The sequence below is a fragment of the Mesorhizobium sp. M0954 genome (genome assembly GCF_040319155.1).
GTDB lineage: Bacteria > Pseudomonadota > Alphaproteobacteria > Rhizobiales > Rhizobiaceae > Mesorhizobium.
Genome location: NZ_JAMYNR010000071.1, coordinates 1 through 2,534, shown reverse-complemented (window position 1 = coordinate 2,534; position 2,534 = coordinate 1). Strand labels below are relative to the sequence as shown.

Annotated in this window: 2 protein-coding genes; both read right to left on the bottom strand. The window is 66.7% G+C overall.

Annotated elements, in window-relative coordinates:
* Nucleotides 1–299: 299 nt before the first annotated feature.
* Entirely contained in the window at nt 300–1,493 is a 1,194-nt protein-coding gene (locus NKH93_RS34125; RefSeq protein WP_352475107.1) for an IS91 family transposase, read from the bottom strand.
* A gap of 3 nt (nt 1,494–1,496) precedes the next feature.
* Nucleotides 1,497–2,405 carry a site-specific integrase gene (locus NKH93_RS34120; RefSeq protein ID WP_352475106.1) on the bottom strand — a complete coding sequence of 303 codons (909 nt, stop codon included), beginning with the start codon at nt 2,403–2,405 and terminating at the stop codon, nt 1,497–1,499.
* Nucleotides 2,406–2,534 lie beyond the last annotated feature (129 nt).

Genomic DNA, 2,534 nt, shown 5'->3' with positions numbered 1-2,534 from the left:
CGTGAAGAGTTTCGGGCGCCGGCAGGCGTACGAAAGTCCCCGAGGAAGGAACCCGCGGGCCACAGTCGATGGCTATGGGGATTTCGATTTGCGGCTGGTGTCGGCGACGGCGCGACCGCCGTCGGCAAGCGGCGGGTTTGATGCGGACGGACCGCTTCGCCTTTCAGCCACGCGGTATTGTCGGCTCGGCGCGCGGCCGGACGCGACCCGTTCGGCGTCGATGATCACCATGGACACGCGTGGGTCCGTTGCCGGAGGCTGGGCGCCTGCGGCTGAACGCTGGAGCATGCCATGCCGGGTCATGGACACTTCTGCCGGTTTGTCGTCGGCGCATCCGGCGGTCCACGCGGCTGCTTCCATCGTTCGAACACCTCGATGACAATCATGCGTCCGCCACAGCAGGGGCATGGCGGGTGAAAGTCGTCCGGTTCATCGGGGTCGCCGGGGTCGGGCGGCGCGGCGACGCCCAGCAGTTCGCGCGCCAGCGCGAGGCTGGCCTTGCGAGCGGAACCGGCGAGCAGGCCGTAGTGCCGGATGCGATGGAAGCCGCGTGGCAGGACATGAAGCAGGAAGCGGCGAATGAACTCGTCGGTCGCGAGCACCATGACCTGCTGACGATCGGCGCCGTCGCGGCGGTAGTCCTTGTAGCGGAAGGTGACGCCGCTCTTGTCGAAGGCGATCAGCCGGCTGTTCGAAATCGCGACCCGGTGAGTGTAGCGCGACAGATAGGCGAGTACCGCCTCCGGTCCCGCGAACGGCGCTTTGGCATAGACCACCCAGCGCTTCTTCCGGATGGGAGCAAGATGGCGCAGGAATGCCCGCCGCTCGATCAGGTGCGCGATCGACCCGAAGAAGCTGAGCCGGCCCGCCTCGTGCAGCGCGACCAGCCGGGTGAGAAACAGGCGGCGGAACAGCTTGCCGAGAATCCTCACCGGGAGCAGGAAGGCCGGGCGCGACGATATCCACCGGCTTCCGTCCGGCGCGATGCCGCCGCCCGGCACGATCATGTGGACATGCGGATGGTGCGTCATCGCCGATCCCCATGTGTGTAAGACGGCGGTGATGCCGATGCGCGCGCCGAGATGCTTCGGATCCGTAGCGATCGTCAGCATCGTCTCCGCTGCCGCCTTGAACAGCAGGTCGTAGACGAGCGCCTTGTTGTGGAACGCGATGTCGGCGACCTCGGCGGGCAGCGTGAACACGACATGGAAGTAGCCGACCGGCAGCAGGTCGGCCTCACGCTCGGCCAACCACGTCCGTGCGGCCGCGCCCTGGCACTTCGGGCAGTGCCGGTTGCGGCAGGAGTTGTAGGCGATCCGCCATTGGCCGCAGTCCTCGCAGGCTTCGACGTGACCGCCAAGGGCTGCGGTGCGGCAATGCTCGATCGCCGACATGACCTTGAGCTGGGCGAGGCTCAGATGACCTGCATGGGCGGCCCGATAGGCGGGTCCGGCAGCACGGAAGATGCCGGCGACCTCGATCGAGGCGCGCACGGCTCAACCGTCAGGCGAGATCTCTCCCGGCTTGAACAGCCCGAGTTTGTCGAGCGGGCTCGTCACGGCACGCACCGTGCGGGTCGCCACCTTCGCGTAAAGGGCGGTGTTGTTGAGCTTGGCATGCCCGAGCAGGACCTGGATGATGCGGATGTCGGTGCCGTCCTCCAGCAGGTGGGTGGCGAAGCTGTGGCGCAGCGTGTGCGGCCCCACCCGCTTGGCGATGTCGGCGGCCTGGGCTGCCTCGACGACGATGCGATAGAGCTGCCGCGTGCTGATCGGCTTCATCGCGTGCTGTCCGGGGAACAGCCAGCCGTCGCGATGCATTACACCCTGCTGGCGGCCGACCTTCCACCACTGGCGCAGCAACAAGAGCAGGTCTTGCGACAGCATGGCGTTGCGATATCGCCCGCCTTTGCCACGCTCGACGCGCAACAGCATGCGCTCGCTGTCGACGTCGGCAACCTTCAGCATCGACACCTCGGCGACACGCAGGCCCGCGCCATAGGCGACTGACAATGCGGCCTGGTGCTTGAGGCAGGTGGTGGCGTTGAGCAGCCGGGCCACCTCGTCGCGGCTGAGCACCACGGGCAGGTTGCGCGGATGCGACAGCCGGACGAGCCGACGCGCCAGGTCCGGGCGGTCGAGCGTTTGGGTGAAGAAGAAGCGCAGCGCCGACACGATGCTGTTCATCGTCGGCACGGGAACGCCGTCTTCCTGCTGCTCGATCTGAAACCGACGTAGGTCGTCGGCGGTCGCTGTGTCTGGTGAACGCCCGAGGAATGTCGCCAAGCGTCCGATATCGCGGAGATAGTTGCGCTGCGTCTCGCGTGAGAAACGCCGCATGTTCATGTCGTCGATCAGCCGCTGGCGCAGCGGGCTGATCCGGGCATCGAGAATAGGATGGTGCATGGTCAGGCTCCTTGTTGAAGAAGCCCGCCATGCTCTGCTCGAGCCGAACGACGCTCAACGCGAGCGCGACGACCGGTTCTTGATCTCTACCTCAACCGCAGGCGCCCCTCCCGCGCAGCGGGTTCGTTC

Coding starts and splice junctions, on each gene's coding strand:
- NKH93_RS34120 (WP_352475106.1), bottom strand. CDS start 2,405: ATGCACCATCCTATTCTCGATGCCCGGATCAGCCCGCTGCGCCAGCGG.